At 43.2% G+C, this 23,598-nt stretch carries 15 protein-coding genes; 5 read left to right on the forward strand and 10 right to left on the reverse strand.

Annotated features, from left to right (window positions below):
* Nucleotides 1–304: 304 nt before the first annotated feature.
* Together ACR63T_RS11525 and ACR63T_RS11530 are read right to left on the reverse strand one after the other, a co-directional pair.
* A complete protein-coding gene (locus tag ACR63T_RS11525; protein ID WP_305898903.1) occupies nt 305–2,029 on the reverse strand; it encodes an AMP-binding protein in 1,725 nt (574 codons plus the stop codon).
* 273 nt (nt 2,030–2,302) lie between these two features.
* Nucleotides 2,303–4,036 (reverse strand): vWA domain-containing protein, encoded by a 1,734-nt coding sequence (locus ACR63T_RS11530; protein WP_472784082.1) that lies wholly within the window; start codon nt 4,034–4,036, stop codon nt 2,303–2,305.
* 315 nt (nt 4,037–4,351) lie between these two features.
* On the opposite strand from ACR63T_RS11530, the gene parC reads away from it, so the two are divergent.
* A complete protein-coding gene (parC, locus tag ACR63T_RS11535) occupies nt 4,352–6,631 on the forward strand; it encodes a DNA topoisomerase IV subunit A (RefSeq protein WP_472784083.1) in 2,280 nt (759 codons plus the stop codon).
* Nucleotides 6,632–6,787: 156 nt separating this feature from the next.
* Nucleotides 6,788–7,243, forward strand: coding sequence for a hypothetical protein (locus ACR63T_RS11540; protein WP_472784084.1), 456 nt, complete (start codon nt 6,788–6,790; stop codon nt 7,241–7,243).
* 290 nt (nt 7,244–7,533) lie between these two features.
* Here ACR63T_RS11540 and ACR63T_RS11545 read toward each other — a convergent pair whose 3' ends face one another.
* Nucleotides 7,534–8,013, reverse strand: coding sequence for a BLUF domain-containing protein (locus ACR63T_RS11545; RefSeq protein WP_472784085.1), 480 nt, complete (start codon nt 8,011–8,013; stop codon nt 7,534–7,536).
* 387 nt (nt 8,014–8,400) lie between these two features.
* A complete protein-coding gene (locus tag ACR63T_RS11550) occupies nt 8,401–8,907 on the reverse strand; it encodes a hypothetical protein (RefSeq protein WP_305898908.1) in 507 nt (168 codons plus the stop codon).
* Between the two features lie 188 nt (nt 8,908–9,095).
* Here ACR63T_RS11550 and ACR63T_RS11555 point away from each other — a divergent pair, with 188 nt between their 5' ends.
* Nucleotides 9,096–10,619, forward strand: coding sequence for a cryptochrome/photolyase family protein (locus ACR63T_RS11555; protein WP_472784086.1), 1,524 nt, complete (start codon nt 9,096–9,098; stop codon nt 10,617–10,619).
* A gap of 264 nt (nt 10,620–10,883) precedes the next feature.
* The gene (locus ACR63T_RS11560; RefSeq protein WP_201570185.1) at nt 10,884–11,732 is read left to right on the forward strand and encodes an HAD family hydrolase; all 849 of its coding nucleotides are present in this window, start codon (nt 10,884–10,886) and stop codon (nt 11,730–11,732) included.
* 87 nt (nt 11,733–11,819) lie between these two features.
* Here ACR63T_RS11560 and ACR63T_RS11565 read toward each other — a convergent pair whose 3' ends face one another.
* The 3 genes from ACR63T_RS11565 to ACR63T_RS11575 form a co-directional block, all read right to left on the reverse strand.
* A complete protein-coding gene (locus ACR63T_RS11565; RefSeq protein ID WP_201570186.1) occupies nt 11,820–13,439 on the reverse strand; it encodes an AbgT family transporter in 1,620 nt (539 codons plus the stop codon).
* 352 nt (nt 13,440–13,791) lie between these two features.
* Nucleotides 13,792–13,989, reverse strand: coding sequence for a hypothetical protein (locus ACR63T_RS11570; protein ID WP_227680268.1), 198 nt, complete (start codon nt 13,987–13,989; stop codon nt 13,792–13,794).
* Nucleotides 13,990–14,037: 48 nt separating this feature from the next.
* Nucleotides 14,038–14,835 carry a 3-oxoacyl-ACP reductase gene (locus ACR63T_RS11575; protein ID WP_472784087.1) on the reverse strand — a complete coding sequence of 266 codons (798 nt, stop codon included), beginning with the start codon at nt 14,833–14,835 and terminating at the stop codon, nt 14,038–14,040.
* 196 nt (nt 14,836–15,031) lie between these two features.
* On the opposite strand from ACR63T_RS11575, the gene ACR63T_RS11580 reads away from it, so the two are divergent.
* Nucleotides 15,032–16,141, forward strand: a complete 1,110-nt coding sequence (locus tag ACR63T_RS11580) for an ABC transporter substrate-binding protein (protein WP_305898913.1) — start codon at nt 15,032–15,034, stop codon at nt 16,139–16,141.
* A gap of 98 nt (nt 16,142–16,239) precedes the next feature.
* Here the strand turns inward: ACR63T_RS11580 and ACR63T_RS11585 are convergent, their stop codons facing one another.
* From ACR63T_RS11585 to gltB, 3 genes are all read right to left on the reverse strand, one after another.
* Nucleotides 16,240–17,451: an FUSC family protein gene (locus ACR63T_RS11585; RefSeq protein ID WP_472784088.1), complete on the reverse strand. Its 1,212-nt coding sequence runs from the start codon at nt 17,449–17,451 to the stop codon at nt 16,240–16,242.
* A gap of 172 nt (nt 17,452–17,623) precedes the next feature.
* Complete coding sequence (locus ACR63T_RS11590; RefSeq protein WP_201570195.1) at nt 17,624–19,045, reverse strand: glutamate synthase subunit beta; 1,422 nt, start codon at nt 19,043–19,045, stop codon at nt 17,624–17,626.
* 37 nt (nt 19,046–19,082) lie between these two features.
* Entirely contained in the window at nt 19,083–23,546 is a 4,464-nt protein-coding gene (gene gltB, locus ACR63T_RS11595; protein WP_201570197.1) for a glutamate synthase large subunit, read from the reverse strand.
* Nucleotides 23,547–23,598: the final 52 nt, after the last annotated feature.

Genomic DNA, 23,598 nt, shown 5'->3' on the forward strand with positions numbered 1-23,598 from the left:
TGAAAATACTAGGCTTACAGTTTGGCAATGAGCCGATATATTGTCGGGCATTTACTACTAAAATTTTAGAATTATGTATGCTTTTAAGCGCTGTGTCATGTCGGTATTTGCTGGCACTATAGCAGTTTTGACATTATTTCTCTAGCGCCAACTCTGTTGATTAGTGGCTGCTTGATTATTCACAACTATAGCGGTGATATCCATCTTACTAAGATGCTATGACCTAAAACCACAGCATAAAAAAATGATAAAGTAGCACTTAAGCCACCTTATCATTTATTTTCTTACTGTTAACAATAACAAACTAAGCGTTGTTTTTTTCTTCCATAGCTCGCAGGTCTTTGTGTAAGATTTTACCGACATTAGATTTAGGCAGCTCGTCAATGAACTCAACATAACGCGGACGCTTGTAGCCTGTGAGGTGCTCTTTACTGTAGTTCAGAACATCTTGCTCAGTCAGGCTGCTGTCTTGACGAACGACAAATATCTTTGGAATCTCGCCACTCTTGTCATCTGGTAAACCGATAACACCACATTCGATGATCTTTGGATGCGCTGACATGACCTCTTCAACCTCAGTAGGATAAACGTTAAAACCTGAGACTAAGATCATATTTTTCTTACGGTCGACGATCGTTAAATAACCATCATCAGCCATGATACCGATATCACCTGTTTTGAAGAAACCATCATCAGTCATGACCTCAGCGGTTGCCTCAGCACGCTTCCAGTAGCCTTTCATAACCTGTGGACCACGAACACTAATCTCACCGCGCTCACCGATAGCGACTTCGTTGCCATCATCATCTAAAATAGCGATATCTGTTTGCGGCATAGGAACACCGATGGTGCCACTAAATGTCGTTGTATTCATAGGATTAGCGGTAGCAACTGGCGAGGTCTCAGATAAACCATAACCTTGTAGGATGACATTACCTGTAATTTGACGCCATTTTTCAGCCGTTGTACTCATAACGGCCATACCGCCGCCCATAGAGACCTTTAGCTTACTATGATCCATGCCGATAAATTCTTCATTGATAGCCAAGGCATTGAATAATGTATTTACGGCTGGGAAGAAGGCAGGTGGATACGTTTTATAAGCTTTTAACAAACTATCCATATCACGTGGATTAGGTATCAGTAGACCAACACAGCCACGGTATAGACCGAACATGCCACAGATAGTAAATGAGAAGATATGATACAAAGGCAGTGCTGTAATGATGACTGCCTGCTCACCTTTTTGATCAAATGAATCAAACGCTTTACCCAAAAAGGTATTACATTGAATAAGATTAGCCACTAAGTTTTTGTGCGTGAGCATCGCGCCTTTGGCAACACCAGTGGTACCGCCAGTATACTGTAATACAGCAATATCATTTAAAGTAATGTTATCTGGGCGCTTGTATTTGCTAGCGCTGTGCTTAAGCATCGACTTAAAAGTAGCACTACCATCAATATTATAGGCGGGTACCATTTTTTTGACATGACGAACCACTGCGTTGACCATAAAGCCTTTGAGCATACCCATCATATCGCCCATGCCAGTGATGACGACTTTATCGACAACTTTGCGCCCGATATCCTGATAAGTTTTGGCAAAGTTCTCAACCATAATGAGTACTTTAGCTTCAGAATCCGTTAATTGATGCTCAAGCTCGTGAGTGGTATACAAAGGATTGACGTTGACTAGCGTATAGCCTGCACGCAACACAGCAATGACCGTCACTGGCAATTGCAAAATGTTTGGCATCATTACGGCGACTTTATCACCCTTTGATAATCCCAAAGACTGAAGGTATGCAGCAATTTGACGGCTATAAATGTCCACTTCACGAAAGGTAATTTTCGCGTCCATGCAGATAAACGCTGTTTTGTCACCATGTTCTGCAAAGCTTTTTTCGAAGATATCAATAAGCGAGGTATTATTAGCTGGCATGTCGATGTTATAAGTTATACCTAATTCTTCGTAAGTCTTCAACCAGACGGGGTCGTTATTACGAGTTGCAGTGGTTTGATTGTCCATAATCTTGTTTCTCCTAGTGATAATATACGCTGAATAACCCTTTGTTGCTTAACATACACACTTTATACAAACTACTCAATATAAAAGATGGCAACTTGGGTTTGTAAGGTGACTTGGCGGTCAATACTTTAAATAGAATCAAAGCGGTAGGGCGTTACTTAATACTACGTACTAAATAGCGCCAAGTATACTAACTATTTGATTATTATGCCTATATTTATCGTAATAGCACCGTAGTAAACCGATTTTAGATAGGTTGTATCTGGTTATAGTTTAATTTTTATTATCAAGTGCTTTTGCCAGTTCAGTTAAGCTAACAAAATTACGTCGCAAGCCTTCTTTATCGCTACTTGGCTGGCGAGCGATACTGGTATTGGCCAGCTTACCGCTATCAGTGTAGTTCCAGTCATTGATATATTGACTTTTAGAAAGACGCTGACCGAACCCTGCAACTGCGACTGCAAACTGAGTGTCACTGTTGGCTTTGCTCAAATCTCGGCTACTATTAACAATAGCTTGGCTAACAAGCTTAGAGCTAGCACCTGTAGGTTCTTTATAACGTAGTTTTAAGAAACCAAGCTCATTAGTTTTGCTGTTGGCTTTGTTATTGTTTTTATTATTTGCTTTATCTTTGTTACTGTCATAACGGCGCTCGCTATATAGGCCTACCTGCCCTACCGGCGTGACTTCAAATAGCGCAACCACCGCTTTACCTTCCCCAAGCTCACCCGCATCGACTTTATCATTATTGAAGTCTTGCTCACTCAAAACACGGTTCTCATAGCCGATCAAGCGCCATTCACTTATCACTTCAGGATTGAACTCAAGCTGGATTTTGACGTCTTTCGCAACCGTATTAAAAGTGGACGCCAGCTCATCGTTAAAGACTTTTTTGGATTCGGTAAGACTATCAATATAGCTATAATTACCATTACCATTATTTGCCATTTGCTCCATCATATAATCATTCAGATTGCCACGACCAAAGCCTACCGTCGATAATGAGATGCCGCGATCGCGATTGGCTTTGACCAGATCAAGCATCTCATCGACATCGCTAATACCGACATTGAAGTCACCATCAGTCAGCATCACAATACGATTAATGCCGTTCTTTTGCATCGACTGCGCCGCCTGATTATAAGCCAGCTTTAGCGCATCTTCGCCATTGGTAGAGCCTGCCGCATTCAAGCTATCGATAGCCGCTATAATTTTAGCCTTTTCATCGCCGCCAGTCATAGGCAAAGCCACACTCGTACGACCTGAATAAGTCACAATACTGACGCTATCTTGCGCTCGCAATTGCTGAGTGAGTAGCTTTAGCGAGGACTGTGCTAATGGCAGCTTATCGCGCGAGGACATCGAGCCTGATACATCAATCAAGAATACCAAGTTCGCTGGCGGTAGCTGGGGAGCGGCTATATATTGTTTTGGATCGACTGCTTTTATCGCTACTTTAACGATTTTATTATCCTGATCGGCTCTATCCCATGGCGAGTCGACGACTTCGGTTGCTACTATAAAAGGCGCATTACCTAGACGTTTGCCATCGTCGAATTGATAATTAAAGTAGTTCAGCATCTCCTCAACGCGTACTGCATCGACTGGCGGCAGCTGACCTTCATTGAGATAGCGTCGCACATTGGCATAGCTGCCCGTATCAGTATCGATAGATAAAGTCGCTACTGCCATTTCACTAGTTTTATTGACAGGATTTGGCTTATTATCTTGATAATTGTCACGATCTTTGGGCTGCACGACGCCGGGTGACATCCTAACAGCATTACCAGCGCTAGCCATCTTTGCTGATGACGCCATATCTGCTTGTGACATAGGGCTCACTACTACTGGCGAATTTTGATTTACTGTACTGCTGGACGGCTCAGCTCTTAGTGGCTCACTCCTTTGTTGTGTACTACAAGCTGTCAAGCTAAACGCTATCGCACTTACTAACAGTGCGTTTTTTGCTAATTTATATTTACGGAGACGCAATGTAGATACTGACATAGGTAATATCCTTATAAATTATAATGAGTAGTGATTTATTTTGACTAAAATAAGTAAAATCTTTTATTAATACTACTTAACTCATTGTTTAAAAGCTATCTATAAAATTATGGCTAAAATTATAAACACCACGTCATAGCTTGTCGTCTATTATCTCAGTTGCCTTTTTACTTATTGTCATTTGCTTTAAGATAGGACTACTTTATTATTACTTAGAAGCCTCTTATAAGGTACTTATCTGCAAACCGCCCTTATAATATATAGCAAATTAAAATCTCTTATCAAAATCAAAACTATAAAAGCGAAACCTATTTTATGCCTGATATTATCGATAACGTGATTCCAGACAACGATGCGCTAGATACGCGCTCGGTCGCCGAATTTACTGAGCAAGCCTACCTCAACTATGCCATGTACGTGATCATGGATCGTGCACTGCCCAACATTGCCGATGGTCTAAAACCTGTACAGCGGCGCATTATTTATGCGATGAGCGAGCTGGGTCTTAAGTCATCAAGTAAGCCCAAAAAGTCCGCGCGTACGGTCGGTGACGTGTTGGGTAAATATCACCCACATGGTGACAGCGCTTGCTATGAGGCGATGGTACTCATGGCACAGCCGTTCAGCTATCGGTATCCACTGATATTTGGCCAAGGGAATTGGGGTAGCCCTGATGATCCTAAATCCTTTGCCGCGATGCGCTATACCGAAGCCAAAATGTCGGCTTATGCCAATACTTTACTAGCGGAACTCGGTCAAGGCACGGTCGATTGGCAAGATAACTTTGACGGCACTATGCAAGAGCCAACGACCTTGCCTGCGCGCTTGCCTAATATTTTATTGAACGGTACGACAGGTATCGCGGTTGGGATGGCAACCGATATTCCACCGCATAATCTTAATGAAGTGGTACGCGCTGCTATTCGTCTGCTCAAAAACCCTGAGCTATCGGTTAAGCAATTAACTCAATCGATACCAGCGCCTGATCTACCAACTTCGGCTGAGATTATTACTAGTAAAAAAGATCTACAAGCGCTGTATGAGAGTGGACGCGGCAGCTATAAAATGCGCGCGACTTTCCATATTGATCCTAAAGAAAAAAATCTTGTCATCATCGACGCGCTACCCTATCAAGTCTCAGGTAATAAGATTCAAGAGCAAATCGCCAAACTCATGACGGATAAAAAACTGCCTTGGGTCGTTGATATTCATGATGAGTCCGACCACGAAAACCCTTGCCGTATTGTGCTCGAGTTGAAATCTACCCGCGTTGATGTGGCACGAGTCATGAGCCATCTGTTTGCCAGTACTGAGCTTGAGAGCAATTACCGTGTCAATATGAATGTGATTGGCCTAAATGGTAAGCCGCAAGTTAAAAACCTTAAAGAAATCTTAGCCGAATGGTTAGTCAGTCGCCGCTCAGTGGTCACGCGTCGCTTAGAATATCGCCTCGATAAAATTGATAAGCGCTTGCATATCCTAGCAGGACTATTAATCGCTTATCTAAATATCGATGAAGTCATTCGTATCATTCGTGAGGAAGACGATCCAAAGCTGGCGTTGATGACAGGCTATGATCTCAGCGAGATCCAAGCCAATGCCATCCTTGATATTCGTCTGCGTCAATTAGCAAAATTAGAAGAGTTTGAGCTACGTCGTGAGCAAGATGAGCTAATCGCAGAGCGCGCCACATTGCAGGAATACCTCGATAATCCTGAAAGTCTAACAGGTCTAATCATTGATGAGCTGACCGAAGATATGAAAGCGCACGGTGATAATCGTATGTCGCCACTAGCCGAGCGCGAAGAAGCACAAGCGCTCAAAGAGTCCGATCTAGTACCGAGCGAGCCGATCACTGCGGTATTATCAAAAGCAGGTTGGATACGCGCTGCAAAAGGCCATGAAGTCGATGCGACAACCATGAGTTATCGCTCAGGGGATGGCTATCAAGCCTACGTGCGCGGTAAATCTAACGAAAAAATCTACGTCCTCGATAGTACAGGTCGTAGCTATAGTATCGACGCGCATAATTTAGCCTCGGCGCGCGGTCAAGGCGATCCACTCACTAGCGTACTTAAGCCACCAGCTGGCGCGCACTTTGAGCAGCTATTAACCGGTGATAACGATCAGCGTATTATTCTCGCCAGCTCACAAGGCTACGGCTTTATTAATACTATTGGTAATCTCGATAGCAATCAAAAAGCAGGTAAGAATATTATTAACTTAGCTACTGATAGTCGTCTGCTTCCTGTCGCGCGTATTGAGGCTAATAGCAGCAATGATAGCGCTATAACCGCTCTTCCTGATCACCTCGCTGTCGTGACCAATGCAGGGTATCTATTAATATTTGCGCTCGATGATTTGCCTGAACAAGCCCGTGGTAAAGGTAATAAAATGATAACCCTAAAAGGTGATGAAGAGGTATTAGCAATCACGCCACTGAGTAAGCAAGATAGCTTAATTATTACTGCGGGTAAGCGTCATGTGACGTTGAAGCCGATGGATTTAGCGAACTATACGGGTACGCGTGGTAATCGTGGTGGTCAGTTGCCAAGAGGCTTTCAGAATGTGACGAGTGTTGAGGTTGCGGATTAGGGTTATTGAGTTTTAAACAGCTGGGGTAAAATTCCAGCCCACGACTACTGAGCATTAGGCTGTAAGTTTAGTTTATACTTGTCAGGTTCTTTTAAATAAGTAGTTTTATTAATTAAATCTTTATTCGATTACAAATAATTTTATAGGATAAGATCAATGACATTATTAATAAAGTTTTTAGGGGCTTTTATATTTTTACTGTCTTTTAACGCCAATGCAGCTAATTTCAATCACACAGGAATACAAAAAAATGCTATTTCTCAATCTTGCTATCATGATCCTTGTAGTGTAGTAAAGGTCATGGACTTCGAACTTTTAACTAGCAAACCTAATTATAGAATAATAAAGTTAAAGGTAGTAGGGGGTCAAAGTGAGTGGGATTCAAAAAAGATAATTTGGAATCACAACTTCCACGACCTCTATATCACGTGTTCCCTTAAGCAACCTAGTGTACAAAATGGTGATCAAACTACTGTTATACCTATTAACCAAGATGGAGTACCTGGTGTCCTTTATGCTGATGCAACTCTCTATCTAAAGGCGTGCCACAATTTCGATAGTGATTCTATAGATGCAGCTAAAAGATATGGTTATAACGTAACAGATTGGTAAAATAATTAGCGACCGTAGGCTGGGCTTTTAGCCCAGCAAACTATGCTAAAAAGCTAATCCTCAAATTGAACATCAATCATATTCCACTGCAAACTCATCAACACCCGCCCCATCCCAATCAAACGAATAAATATCTTCTGCAACACACTTTCAAAACGTCGAATATAGCCAATCGATAGGACATGCTACATAACCATGTTTGACCGCGTTGCGATGGATATAATTTATGTGGCGCTAATTCATATGTCAACTTTGAAAGAGCTTACCCTTATAGTAAACAGATAATAGCGTTAAAATTTGGTAGATATCCTATCCTCAAAGATTGCTTTTAGAAAGCTTGTAATCTGAGTACTTTTCATCAGATAGGGGTTATAGTCAAGACCTGCTGAGAAGCTTTTTAGCGTGTATTCTTCATCCTCAGCGCTTGACGTTAGATGTTTGATTAAAAATCCATTCCATTGACGGGATTCTATTTCCTCTATATTGACAATATTAGGAAAAATGGTTGAATGTTCGTCAAGTATTTTTTCTAATGCAGTATTGATAGCAGGTCTTGTTCCTTGAAAACTCTGAACAAAATAACTTTCACTAATGACTAAAATTGAAACTATATCGTTTTCTTCAAAATATTTTCGCCAATACTCGAGTGCACGTGTTAGCTCGATTCCCGAATCTAGATCGACATTTTTGGCAATGTATGTCATGTTGATAAGAATATGCTCGCCATGCATTTTTCTATTGTATGCAGGTTGGCTCGTTGTTGTATTCATAAGAAACCTTATTTGTAAAAATCTGATCTAATTTAGAATATACTTTGAGGTGAAGTATAATCAATAACATTTCGTTTCTTAATAATTTTTTGTCAGCTAGCATTATTGTTTCTAGAAATACAGATTAAAATTTTGATGAGATAGGATACCGATACTTCTCGGAGTACAATTGTACTATAAAAGTCGATACAGTTACTTCGATATCATTATTCTAATAATTGACAGGTCTAATCTGTATTTTCCTATAATACTGTCTCAGCTCTAACATGCGACTGACCCATGTTTACTCGTAAATCAGATGTCGCAAACCTCACTTACTTTTACTAAAAAGCCATTTATACATACTGCATAGACGGTTTTTATACGAAAATCAAAATATCTAAACGATCAATATCGACCCATTTCAACACTAGTTTCAGCAAGTATCGTATCGCCCTGCCATGCTTGTACATCTACTGTATACAGATGATTTTTGCCACCTGAACAGGGTGGCTTATATGCGCCTGCTGTCTCGCCTGCACGGCTACGGTACTCTGCTATCATCTCAATCCCGACCGGCACTTCATAAGTATGTCCGAATACGCGCGGTATATCAGCACGACCCATGCCCTCTGATAGCGCGTAGCTGACAATGCCATGCCCACCTTGTTGCATACGCTTATTACTCACATCGTTATAGACGAATACTAGACTGTCTGCGCCTGCTGGAATGTTGGACACTGTCATACTCGGTGTGGCCGGATTCTTACCACCAAAGTTGAGACACTGTTGGCCTTCAGGTATAGCCTCAGCGTTCCACATCTCATCGTTGAACTCGACATCCATGGCAAAGGTGCTCGTAGATAATGCCAGCGCTGTCAACGTCATCAGCTTTTTGAAAGTGAAGATTTTCATGTTTGTTCCCTTAACAGATTAATAAAAATACAAGCATAAATTTCGTTTGGCTAATTGATGTCGATAATCAACAATAGCTTTATAATAAAGAGTAATCTTTAAGATATTCATAGCTTTTTGTAAATTATTAAGATAGGTCTCATAACCTCACTTATACTAGAATGTGTCGAATACATTAGGGGTATCTTATGAGTAAAAAAATCAGCCTAATATTCCCGCACCAGCTGTTTGCTGATACCTCACTTTGGCAAGATAACTGCTACCTGATTGAAGAAGATTTATACTTCACCCAATTTCCTTTTCATAAACAAAAGCTAGTGCTACATCGTGCCAGTATGAAAGTTTATGAGCAGACGCTGATTGATGCAGGTAAAAGCGTCACTTATATAGACTCCACTCATGAGCATAGCGACTGCCGTCAGCTAATTGCTAGCTTTATAAGTCATAAAAATGAGCCTGACAATGATGAAGCTATTGAAAAAATATACTGTATTGATGTGGTCGATGACTGGCTACGGATGCATATTCAACAAACCATATTAGACGCGGATATCGACTTTGATGTCTCTCCTACACCGATGTTTCTCAATCCTCTACCCGTCTATTGCGACTTCTTTCGCGATAACCGTTTGTTCCATCATGACTTTTATATCGAGCAACGCAAGCGTGAAAAGATACTGGTTGATGACGAAGATGAACCTATCGGTGGAAAATGGTCATTCGATGAGGATAATCGTAAAAAGTACCCCCGTAAACAGACGCCACCCGATGTAACTTTTCCTGAATTAAGTGAGCATTATGAAGAGGCAATAGATTATGTTGAGGATAATTTTAGCAAGCACTATGGTGAGATAAATTCAGATTTTCGTTATCCGACCACTCATGATGAGGCAGAACAGTGGCTAGAGAACTTTCTATCAAAGCGCTTTAAAGACTTTGGTAAATACGAAGATGCGATAGTCGATGACGAGCATATCTTGCATCATAGTCTGCTGACGCCAATGCTTAACACTGGCCTGTTAACCCCGCGACAGGTCATTGAGCGCACGCTTGAGTGTAGCGAAGAGTACGATATCCCTATCAACTCGTTAGAAGGTTTTATTCGTCAGATTATCGGTTGGCGTGAGTTTATGTATGGGCTGTATGAGTCCGTCGGTCGCAAGCAGCGTAGTACTAACTTTTGGGGCTTTACTCGCAAGATACCCAAGAGCTTTTATACCGGTGATACGGGCATCGTGCCTATCGATGACACCATTAAAAAAGTGCTTAAAATAGGTTACGCGCATCATATCGAGCGGCTGATGATATTTGGCAACTTTATGCTGCTGTGTGAATTTGACCCTGATGAAGTCTATCAATGGTTCATGGAGCTGTTTATCGATGCTTATGATTGGGTGATGGTGCCCAACGTTTACGGCATGAGTCAGTTTGCCGATGGCGGGATGGTCGCGACCAAACCCTATATCAGTGGTAGTAACTATATTAATAAAATGAGTAACTATCAGGTCAAATCTAAAAGTGAGTTGTTAGAGTGGGCAGCGATTTGGGATGGGTTGTTTTGGCGATTTATGCAGGTGCATCGTGAGTTCTTTAGTAAAAATCCACGCATCGGTATGCTACTCGCTATGTGGGATAAAATGGATAAAGAGCAACAGCAAGAGCACTTAGATAATGCCGAGCAGTTTTTGGCGAAGCTTGATAAAGAGGATTAGCAAGCGCTTCTAAAGCGATCATTTTACTCTCGTAGGGTGGGTTAGTTTTAGTATATTCTCGCAGAGAATGAAGATAAAACGTAACCCGCCAATGTTAACTGTTATCTAGACTATTTGTCAGATGACGCTTCGCTAACCCACCCTATACAACTGTCTGTTAATAAGTGCTGCATAAAGCTAAACCGCAAACATTACCTTATATGCACTTATCTATAGAGACTAACTATAGTAGTATTTGTATTAATAAAAAATAATAGGATTATTATGTTTACCGAATTTAAGTCCAGTGGAGCGCCGACAAATACTGCGATATCAACGCCAATACCAACGCCAAAAATTATCTTCTTTGATATTGATGATACCTTAAGTCGTAAGGGCGTTATTGCCGAGCATAATAAAGCGACACTAGAGGCATTAGCCAGCAGTGACATTAAGCTAATCATCTCTACAGGACGTTCAAGAGCGATCCTGCCGCCTGATATTTTGGCTTTGCTTGATGCTGACGTACTCGACGCTATTATCTGTATGAATGGGCAATACAGCTTTAATAAAGACGGTATTATCAGTCACTATCCGCTTTCAGACACACAAACCTCCAAAATTGTGCAGCTGTGCCAGACTAGCAAACTCATTCATAAATTTGACTCTGCAACTCATATTGCTTGGTCCGCTGAAAATGAGCGCTTACGTGAGTACAATTCAATCACGCCTAACTCAATTCTTGACCCTGATTATTATAAAACCAATACTGTCTATCAGTGCTCGGTATTCTTTAATAATCAAATCGATAAAATGCAGGACGTTAACTTTGCGCAAGACGAGTTAAAGCTCGTGCATTGGCATACGGTAGGCGCAGATATCTTGCCAGTAGATGCCTCAAAAGCACGTGGAATCTCGGATGTTTGCAAATATTATGATGTAGACGCTAATGACTGTATGGCATTTGGTGACGGCATGAATGATCTTGAGATGTTTGACTTAGTAGGATTTGCAGTGGCGATGGGTGACGCGCAACCTGCCCTAAAAGAGCGCGCCGACTTGGTTACGGGAACGATTGAGGAATATGGTATTCAGGAGGTGCTGGATAAGTTGCAGATAGTGCAAAAGGTTTGATTTTGAGTCTTTTAAACGCCAATCTATAAACAATAGCCCTTGCTGATATTCGGCAAGGGCTATTATTTATCAAGATAATTTTAGAAGTTATCTTGCAGGATAAAAGGTCTCAGAACCTGGCCCGACAGGCAGACCAAATACAAATACCCAAACGCAGAATAATATAACCCAACCAATCAAAAACGCAATAGAATACGGCAACATCATCGCCATCAGTGTGCCGACACCCGTGTTCTTTTTGTAGCGAATAGCTACTGCCATAATCAGACCAAAATAGCTCATCATAGGCGTAATGATGTTAGTGGTCGAATCACCGATACGATATGCCGCTTGGATCATTTCAGGGGCATAGCCTGTGAGCATCAGCATAGGGACGAATATCGGCGCAGTAATAGCCCACTGAGCAGAGGCTGAGCCGAGCATTAAGTTGACCATTGCACAGATTAAGATAAATCCAACTAATAAGAATGGTCCTGTCAGACCAATATCATTGAGGAAAGTTGCGCCTGCTACGGCCATCACTGAGCCAAGGTTTGACCAGTTGAAAAATGCAGTAAACTGCGCGGCAAAGAACACTAAGACAATATAGATACTGAGTGAGCTCATTGCATTGCTCATCGCATCAACAACGTCTTGATTACTTTTTATGCTGCCAGTGATTTTGCCGTAGATATAACCTGGTATCGCAAAAAATACAAAGATAAAGACAACTATACCATTCAAGAAGGGTGACCCTGAGACTAGCCCTGTTTCGGCATTACGCAATACCCCATCAGCGGGTACAACTGTCCACGCGAGCAATAAGCAGAACACCAGCATGCTGACGCCTGCCCATACTAGACCTTTTTTCTCAATCGCGCTGACATGTTCAGCTTTCGTCTCTAGTATAGAAGGATCGTCAGCGTCATTTGGGTTGTATTCCCCTAAGCTTGGCTCAACGATTTTCTCAGTCACAAAATAACCCAGAGCACTGATTAGCACCGTACTTACGACCATAAAGTACCAGTTGGCTTCTGCACCAACGGTATAGGCAGGATCGATAATACGTGCCGCCTCTTGGGTGATTCCTGATAATAAAGGATCGACCGTACCTAGCAATAGATTAGCGCTATAGCCACCCGATACTCCAGCGAATGCTGCTGCGATACCTGCTAGTGGATGTCTACCAAGCGAATGAAATATAACTCCCGCCAGTGGTATCAATACCACATAACCAAGCTCCGCTGCGGTATTCGACATGATACCGGCAAAGACAATGGTAAACGTCACCATCTTTTTGGGTGCGTTTAACACTAGCCCGCGCAATGCGGCTGAAATCATGCCTGAGTATTCTGCAATACCGACCCCCAGTAGCGCCACTAGCACCGTACCTAAAGGCACAAATCCTGTGAAGTTGGTCACTAAGTTTTCAACGATGCGTGCCAGCCCCTCGCCGTTCAACAGGTTTACAACCTGAATAACACCATCTTCGCTACGTCCTTTTGCACCCTCGGGTCGTGGATCAATGACTGAGACACCCAAGTATGAGAATAAGGCTGATAACACCAATAAAAGCACCGACATCCATACGAATAAAATCACAGGATGTGGCAATAAATTACCTAGCCACTCAACGCCCTTCAAAAAACGCTGCATACGTGAGCTTTTAGCTTCTACTTCAAAATTATTGTTGGATGAACTACCATTTGGTGAGCCATTTCCTTGCATAAATCATAATCCCTATCCGATGTTTGACTATTATCAGAACTTAGTAGAATTCTAAGCTCTGAACAAAATTTCGAATTTAATCATAATTTTTAAATAAAAACAAACTATTTTTATGGAATATAGAAACAATTAGTAATAAACAATATTGGTCTAACCGATGCGAAGGCAACTAAGCTATAAAAGTAAAGACCTATATAAATATAGGTCTTTAAAATAAGCGCGTCACTGAGGTTTATCTAATGGATAGTAGCTTTACACTATTGATAATAATACTGAAAGGTTAAGACGCTTTACCTGCGCTCCGTTACCAAATCATAGATCCAACTGCCAAGTTTATACAGACCTACAGCAATCAAAATAAATAGCAAAGCGGCCAGCAAGTAAGCCACGCTGGCATATTGGTCAGCCAGCCCATGGTAAACGCCACACCAAGATAGGTCTCCAGCGGCCAGCTTAATAGTGAGGTATCCATGCCTGTGTTAAAAAACACCATGATAGCGCATAGCCCTATGGCAGCTGTAATAATGCCCGCGATTTTACGATTACTCATATCTTCTCTTTAATATTTTTTTTCTAAAACTATCTTCTTATATAGCTGCTACGGCATGGTCAAACCACCGTCAACCGCGATAGACTGACCCGTAATGGCCGCACTTAAATCTGACGCCATCAGCAATACGGAATTGGCAAAGTCGGCAACCAAAGTCGCTTGACGTAGTGGCGTGGTTGTCGCAATGTAATTAAACACCTCTTCGGTCGTTAAGCTACTAGCGTCCGTCGTCTTGAGCAGTCCACCTGCTAACAGATTCACGCGAATACCGTATTGCCCAAGCTCGCTCGCCAAATTACGGGTTAGACCAATCAGTGCAGATTTGGCGGTGGTATAGTCGTAATAAGTGACCACTGGGTTATAAACGAGATTGGTTGAGATATTGATAATCTTGCCCATTTTCTGGGTTTTCATTTGCGGCAATACCGCTTGAACGGTATTTACTGCGCCTTTGACAATGCCGTCAATCTGCTGCGAGAAGTGCGTCCATTGAACGGTTTCAATGCTAGTGTAGTCTGCGCTTGGATCGAACTGATAACTTGGCAAGGCATTATTCACTAACACATCAATGCGTCCAAAACGCTTGATCACTTCCGCTGCCATCGCCTGCATTTGAGTTAAATCAGACACATCACCACAATAAGCAAAAGCTTGCCCGCCAGCTTTCTCTATATCAGCGACTATCTTGTTCGCAGCAGCTTCACTATTGAGATAATTGACGCAAACACTTGCACCTGCTGCCGCCATTTGCGTAGCGATTTGGGCGCCGAGGCCACGGCTTGCGCCTGTCACGATGACGACTTTATCGGTTAATAATGCTGGAATAGTAGCTTGAGTCTTACTCATTATAATTGTCCTTAATTATAGTTGTGAATAGCTTATGCTTATAATTTATAATATAAAACAGCGCCAATCATAGCATGATTGATAGTTTCGAAATAAATCGACGATACATAGATAAAGATTCTTACCCTTTAAATGTTGCTAGATAATGACCATAAAGATATAAGTTTATTGATTTGTCTTATTTTGGAGAACTTTTTTGACCTTATTTTCTACTGACACCACGACTCGTAGGCTACCCAAGGCCTTAATATGTGCAGCTATTGGCTTAAGTTTAGCTAGCTGTAGCAACTCTAGTGATCCAGCGACAGATGGCGCAGCGGATAGTAATATCACGCTCAATCTGTATAACTGGTCTGAATATATGCCACAAGAGATCCTTGATGGCTTTGAGGATAAGACAGGAATATCGGTTAATTACACGACCTTTGATTCTAACGAAGCGATGTATGCCAAGCTCAAATTATTGGATGATTCGAGCCAGTATGATCTTGCTATTCCCTCGACTTATTATGTCGAAAAGATGGCGAAAGAGGATCTTTTACAAGAATTAGATAAATCTAAACTGAGTAATTTTAAGAATCTAGACACCTCATTTACCAATACTAAAGTCGATCCTGAAAATAAATACTCTATCCCCTATATGTGGGGCAGTACGGGCTTAGCTATTAATGGGGATGAAGTTGATCCTGCTACCGTGAATAGTTGGAATGATCTGTGGCGGCCTGAATATAAAAATCAGGTCATGCTGATGAATGATATGCGTGAAGTATTCGGCATGGCGCTCTTAACCCTTGGCTACTCAGGTAACAGCACTAACCCTGACGAGATCAAAGCCGCTTATGACAAGCTCACTACCTTAATGCCGAATGTCAAAACCTTTAACTCAGATGCCACGCGTATTCCCTATATCGAAGGCGAAACCAATGTCGGTATGACATGGAATGGCGAGGCAGTCATGGCAAATGATGAGGGCTTAACCAGCTTAGTTTATAAATACCCTAGCGAGGGCGCGATACTGTGGATGGACAACTTTGTAATTCCTAAGAACGCCAAAAACGTCGATGCGGCACATCAGTTTATCAACTATCTGTTGCAGCCTGAGAATGCCAAAATCGTTAGTGAAGAGATTGGCTATGCATCACCGAATATAGCGGCACGTGAGCTGATGACCGATGAAGTGCGTAACAACGCTACTATTTACCCCAGTAAAGAGACTTTAGCCAAAGCCGAGTTCCAAGAAGATGTTGGCGACGAAGCGTTGCAAGTGTATCAACAGTATTGGGATATGCTAAAAACGGGACGCTAAGCTTTAATATTGGCAATCAATAGAAAGTAAATATCAAAAAACGCTAACCGTTTATGGTTGGCGTTTTTTATGCTTAATCCGTTATCAGTAGAAGAGCCTTATAGATGCAAATCTGTCTCATGGCCTTGCTCTTTAATACGGCGCTGCTCACGGCGCTGATAGCTAATACCAGACGATGCAAACCACTTGGGTTTAGTCATCTGTAATAAGTCACTCAGCTGTTGTAGCTGTGTTTGCAACGTTTGAGTCAACCAAAAGTAACCTTGCCACTCAAAAGCTAATTGTTGCACGCTAGGGTATTCTGAGACGGCAATACGTGTAATAGGACGAAATACTTCGTCATTTGGGCTACGTAATACAGCAGCGATATGTTGCATCGCTTGCGTTAGCTCGTGTTGATAATGCATAAGCAATACATGATTGTCGTCATCAATGCTAATATTAGCCAAACGTGGTGCCGCAGTGAGTAGCAAGTCGATCGTGCCAATAATATTGCGATGCATGCGCTGAATGGTTTCAAGCTTCTCCTTTTTTATGCCAGATTCACTCGCAGTTGCCGCAATATGTGGACGTACGGCTAAGAGTCGCTTGTTGATCTGCTGCAACTCCGTGACCAACGTTTTATCGACAGGTATACCACTGACCGTAAAAGCAACTGGATTCATGTTCTGTACCGAGTCATCAACCTCTTCATCAGCACTATCAATATGATCACCTACTCCAGCATAGAGATGACTACAAGACTCAAGATTACTCGCCAATAAGAACCGCCACATCAATGTTGATTTCAGTGGCAAAATCAAAGTCGCTGCTACCGCAACCCCAGTACCTAATAGAATATTTAAAGCGCGGTACATACCATCTTGCCCGATACTACTATGACCCAACTCCGAGACAATCATCAGCATGGTAATACCAGTCAATAAACCCGTATAACCGAGATTTCTAATAGCCATATAACCGATAATACCACTAAATATTCCTATAATGGCAAAGTCTATCCATAGCCACGTACCCACGCTGCGACTAAATCCTATAATGCCGATCGCAGCGACGATGCCTAACAGCGTCCCTAAAACTCGCTCTTTAGCCTTAGTATAAATGGCACCTTGAAATTGCAACAACCCCAAGATAATAAAAACGGTAATCGTCGTCCACTCGCCATGAGGAAAGCCACTAATAATATTGACTAAGAGAGCCAGTACAATGGCAATACCCAAACGTATCGCATGTAATATATCGGCGTGCTGATAACGCGCATAAGGCTCAAAAAGGGGTGCCGTCAATTGTTTCCAAACAGTCGTTTTCACGTAAAAGTACTCTTTTTGTCATTAAGATAAATAAAAATATTAGGGTATACAACTACTTTTTAGTTGTCACTTAACCAAAAAATAACGCCTTTTACCTATTAAAAGATAAAAGACGTTACCTGTCTAAATAAAAGCTAGATCAATTATAAAGGTGAATCAATACCCTAGAAACTTAAACTTCTAAATAATCCAAAATACCCTCAGCGGCTTCGCGCCCTTCCCAAATAGCGGTCACTACTAAATCTGAACCACGTACCATGTCGCCACCTGCAAATATCTTTGGGTTTTTGGTCTGGAATTTAAAGGTTTGCACTTCAGGTGCGATCACTAAGCCTGAGCTATTCATCGCTACTTGCTGATTATCGAACCAATCGGCAGGACTAGGACGGAAACCAAAAGCCATAATAACCGCATCGCACGGAATGATCTCCTCAGAGTTAGGGATCGGTTCAGGGCGGCTGCGGCCACGATTATCAGGAGCGCCTAATTGAGTAGTAACCACTTTTACCGCATTGACCTTACCGTTTAAGCCAACAATTTCTATGGGCTGGCGATTGAATAAAAACTCAACCCCTTCTTCACGAGCATTGACCACTTCACGGCGCGAGCCTGGCATATTTTCTTCGTCACGACGATAAGCACAAACCACTTGCTCAGCACCTTGGCGAATACTGGTACGATTACAGTCCATCGCTGTATCACCGCCGCCGAGCACCACTACTTTTTTACCCTTAAAATCAACGTATTCTGTCGGATCTTTTTCCCAGTCATTGCAGCGATTGACGTTTGCAATTAGGAAGTCTAGCGCGTCATGGACTCCTTCAAGCTCTTCACCAGCAAAGCCGCCACGCATATAAGTATAAGCGCCCATACCCATAAATACCGCATCATAATCGCGCATGAGCTCATCGATACTCACGTCAACCCCAATCTCAGTCTCAAGACGGAACTCCATGCCCATGCCTTCAAAGATGACACGGCGATTGCGCATGACGTCTTTTTCCATCTTGAATTCAGGAATACCAAAGGTGAGCAGACCACCAATCTCAGGTCGCTTATCAAATAGTACTGGCTTGACACCATTTCTAACTAAGATATCGGCGCAGCCTAAACCTGCGGGTCCTGCACCGATGATCGCGACTTTTTTATCAGTCCAAACTACCTCTGACATATCGGGACGCCAGCCAAGAGCAAAGGCGGTATCGTTAATGTATTTTTCGACATTACCGATAGTCACCGCACCAAAACCGTCGTTCAGTGTACAAGCGCCTTCACATAGACGATCTTGTGGACAGACACGTCCGCAAACCTCAGGCAGAGTATTCGTACGGTGGCACAGTTCAGCTGCCTGAAATATTTGCCCTTCACTCGCAAGCTTAAGCCAGTTAGGAATGTAATTATGTACAGGACATTTCCATTCACAATATGGATTACCGCACTCAAGGCAGCGATGTGACTGACTAGCCACTGCTTCGCTCTCAAGCGGAGTATAAATCTCCACAAACTCAGTAGCACGAGTGACGACGTCTTTTTTCATCGGTTCAAGTCTGGGTACTTCTAAAAACTGATAGTTATTCTCTAAGCGTTTTGCCATGATGTCATCTCTTATATAGTCAGTTTTAAAGGTCAAATTACTGCGGATCTGCCATCGTTGTTTTCAATAGATTTACGATGCTTGCCGCTTTTGGTTTAACCAAATAAAACTTGCGCACATAATGCTCAAAATCAGCCAATATGGTCTGACCCCATGCGCTATTAGTCTTATCGACATGGTTCTGTATCACCTGCTGTAAGTAGATACGATGCTCTTCGGTCTGCTCACTAGAGATACGATTAAGATCGATCAGCTCATGATTACAGCGATCAAAGAAGTCACCATCCATATCTAGTACATAAGCGAAGCCGCCCGTCATGCCCGCGCCAAAGTTAAGGCCTGTACGTCCAAGGATAGTGACAATACCACCTGTCATATACTCACAGCAGTGATCGCCTGTACCTTCAACAACGACTTGGGCGCCTGAGTTTCTTACCCCGAAACGCTCACCTGCGGTACCCGCTGCATAGAGCTTACCGCCAGTAGCGCCGTATAGACAAGTATTACCTATAATAGCGGTCTCATGAGCGACAAAGCTTGAATCCTTTGGTGGATAGATGACAATCTCGCCACCTGCCATGCCTTTACCAACGTAGTCATTGGCATCGCCCTCAAGCTCAATGTTTAGCCCACCTGCGTTCCAAACGCCTAGACTTTGACCTGCAGTACCTGTCAGATGCAAATTAATCGGCATATCGCTCATGCCCAGATTACCCCATAACTGGGCAATCTCACCTGAGATACGTGCACCGATAGAGCGATCGCAGTTGCCAATCGAATAGCTATAGTCGCCGCCCTGACCTTTACGAATGCTAAGACCCATATCGTTGATCATTTGCTCAGCGAGTAGACCTTTATCGAACGGCTCATTACGCTCTACTTGACAAGTTTGCGGCTTACCGCTAGCGGCAGGATGACTAAATAATAGCGGCGACAAATCCAAATGCTGCTGTTTAGCTGTAGTGCCCTCTAATACTTCAAGCAGGTCAGTACGACCAACCAGCTCCTCCATACTACGCACCCCTAAAGCGGCAAGCCATTCACGAGTTTCGGTCGCCACAAACTTAAAGAAGTTAATCAGCATTTCAGCTTCACCGATATAGTGCTCATCGCGTAATTCAGCTTTTTGAGTGGCAACCCCTGTTGGACAGTTGTTGAGATGACAGATACGCAAATATTTACAGCCAACCGCGATCATCGGTGTCGTACCGAAGCCGAAGCTCTCAGCTCCTAAGATCGCCGCTTTTACCACATCAAGGCCAGTTTTGAGGCCACCATCGGTCTGCACGCGTACTTTATCGCGCAGGCCATTGACTCGTAGCGACTGATGAGTCTCAGCCAGTCCAAGCTCCCATGGCGAACCGGCATGATGAATCGAAGATAACGGCGATGCTGCTGTACCACCATCATAGCCTGAAATAGTGATCAGATCAGCATAAGCTTTTGCCACTCCCGTAGCGATAGTGCCAACCCCTGGACGCGAAACTAGCTTGACTGACACTAGGGCATCAGGATTGACTTGTTTAAGATCAAAAATCAGCTGCGCTAAATCTTCGATAGAGTAAATATCATGATGCGGCGGCGGTGAAATCAGAGTTACCCCTGGTACTGAGTAACGCAAACGGGCAATCAACGCATTGACCTTACCACCTGGCAATTGACCACCCTCACCTGGTTTTGCCCCTTGTGCAACTTTAATCTGCATGACTTCTGCTGAACGAAGATAAGCAGGTGTCACTCCAAAGCGACCAGAAGCGACTTGCTTAATTTTAGAGTTACGTAGCGTGCCGTAACGTACAGGGTCTTCCCCGCCCTCACCTGAGTTTGAGCGCCCGCCAATGGTATTCATCGCCATAGCGATTGATTCGTGCGCTTCAGGAGATAAAGCGCCAAGCGACATGCCAGCAGAGTCAAAGCGTTTGAGTATCTTGGTCATATCTTCGACGTCATCGACAGCGATAGGATTATCGGTCTTAAGCGCTAACAAATCACGTAAAGTTGCAATCGGACGACTATTGACGATATTGGCATAGTTACGATAGTTCTCGTAGTCGCCTGTACGTACGGCGGTATGCAAGCTGTTAATCACGTCTGGATTAAAGGCATGATATTCTTTATTAAAGACAAACTTCAATAATCCACCTTGATCGAGGGGCATACGGCGTTTATAGGCATTGGCAGCTAGCTGCGCTTGGTCTGCTGCTAAATCAGCAAAGGTTGCGCCTTTAATCCGACTTTGCACACCCTTAAAGCAAAGATTGACCACTTCCTCAGACAAGCCAACCGCTTCAAACAACTGTGCACCGCGATAAGAGACGATCGTTGAGATGCCCATCTTTGATAGAATTTTTAATAATCCCTTATCCAAGCCCTTACGGAAGTTAACCCGTGCTTGAATCGGATCGCCCAGTAGCTCACCAGTAGCGACTAAGTCATCAATAACGTCATAAGCTAAATAAGGATAGACGCAAGTTGCGCCAAAGCCGATTAGCACCGCTACTTGATGAGAATCACGCGCCAGACCTGTCTCAATAATTAAGTTAGCATCGGTACGAATGCCCTGTGCGATTAGATAATGATGCACTGCACCTGTAACCATAATAGCGTTGGCAGGTACTTTATCAGCGCTGATGTCTTTATCAGAGAGTACGATCAGCGTTTGACCTGCACGAATAGCGCTAGCCACTTGCTCGCAAATAGTAGTAATAGCTTCTGATAACTCTAAATTTAAATCATAATTTAGGTTAATACGAGCGATCCCAAAGGCAGGATCATCAAGGTTCTCAATCTGCTGCATTTTGCTAGCTGATAGTACAGGCGAGGATAAAATAATACGATGCGCGTCCATGGCCGTAGGCGCAAATATATTAGTCTGCGCACCAAGACAAGTCTGTAGCGACATGACGATAGATTCACGTAGCGGATCAATCGGTGGATTGGTCACCTGCGCAAACTGCTGACGGAAAAAGTCACCAACATGACGTATTTGCTGTGACAAGACCGCCATCGGCGTATCATCACCCATCGAGCCGACGGGCTCTTGACCGTTTTCGGCATTGGGGCGAATGATTTCGGTACGCTCTTCGTTAGTGACGTGATACATCTTTTGTAATGTTTTAAGAGGTATTCCACGACACGCCTGTGCGGCGATTTGCTCTTCAATGCGTTCATCATCACGAATACGTGTAGCCTGCTCACGTAACCATTTACGATACGGATGCGCTTTTTTGAGTAGCGTTGCTATGGTTTTATTATCCATAACTTGCCCTGTCAAAGTATCAATCACTAGCATCTGACCCGGTCCAACTCGACCTTTTGCCAGCACATCTTTTGGCGCATAGTCCCACACACCAATTTCAGAGGCTACCGTGATATAACCGTTCTTAGTGGTGACCCAACGCGAGGGGCGCAAACCATTACGATCGAGCATACAGACGGCATAGCGACCATCTTGAATGACCAGACCTGCTGGACCATCCCACGCCTCCATATGCTGCGAGTAAAACTCATAAAACGCGCGCAGATCCATGTCCATACTATCGACATTTTGCCATGCTGGCGGCACTAGAATTGACATCGAATGAAACAGGCTCATACCGCCCGACATCAGTACCTCAAGCATGTTATCTAAGCTTGATGAGTCTGAACCGGTGCTATTGACCAGAGGTGTCAGCTCACTTAGATTCGGCAGTTTAGCTGATTTAAGCTTCGGCGTACGCGCCTCAGCCCAATTGCGGTTACCGGTAATCGTGTTCAACTCACCATTATGCGCCAGATAGCGAAATGGCTGAGCTAATGGCCAACGCGGTAAGGTGTTAGTCGAGAAGCGTTGATGGAACACTACAATATGTGAGGCCAAACGCTCATCTTTTAAATCCGTAAAGAACGCTGGCAAGTCTGACGGCATCACCAGACCTTTGTAGATGATGGTCTGACAGTTTAATGAACAAACATAAAATAGTTCATCATTCGTCAGACGTTGCTCGGCTTTTTTGCGCGCGATAAATAGCTTACGGTTAAAGTCATCAGCATTTAAGTCATCTGGTGCATTAACAAATATCTGCTTAAAACCAGGTAAAGTCTCACGCCCGATCTCACCAACTATATCGAGATTAACAGGCACATCACGCCAGCCTGCAACCGTCAAATCTTGCGCGATGATTTCCTCGCTTAAGATTTGCTCGCTATGCTCAGCTTGGTCTTTATCTAAGTTAACAAATACCATGCCAACGGCGAAGTTATCAGTAATGGCGAGGTGCTGCTCACTTGCGATAGCTGCAAAAAAGCTCTTAGGCGTCGCTAGCAGTAAACCACAGCCGTCACCCGTCTTACCATCAGCGGCGACACCGCCACGATGCGTCATACAGCTCAAGCTGTGAATAGCAGTTTTGACTAAGTCATGGCTGGCTTGTCCCTCAATATGAGCGATTAAACCAAAACCACAGTTATCAGAAAAGTCATCTGGAGTGGCCAGATGAGTGTGCGAGGAAATCATTGACATGGCTAATCCTTTTTAATGAGCAAGTAGCGTACGATCCAATGCAGATCATACG

The organism is Psychrobacter sp. M17(2026) (genome assembly GCF_055699815.1).